This is a genomic window from Pseudomonas sp. PME37.24/025 (assembly GCF_055556615.1).
Window position 1 is genome coordinate 1 of record NZ_JBVHNK010000206.1, and the last position, 271, is coordinate 271.

General features: G+C 69.7%; 1 pseudogene. It reads right to left on the reverse strand.

The features are described from left to right. Positions 1 to 271: pseudogene (locus tag ACZ3HH_RS30090) on the reverse strand (hypothetical protein); the annotation flags it as partial.

The window sequence follows — 271 nt, forward strand, 5'->3', positions numbered from 1 at the left end:
GTGCCGATGCTGGCCGCCAGCGTCTTGGCGGACGGTACCGAGACGGTCGCGCCGTTGGAAGTGGCAGCCACGTCAGCACTGATCAGCGTGGCCAGCGCGGCTGCGAGGCCAGAGAGCGTGCTGCCAGCCTGCGCCGCGACAATGTAGGCCGTGCCGTTGACCGTGATGGCAACGTTCTGACCGGCGCTCACCGTGCCGGCGAGCGTCACCACCTGACCCGCGACGGATGCGGTGATGGTCGCAGCGGCCAGCGTGCCAGCCTGCCAGTCTC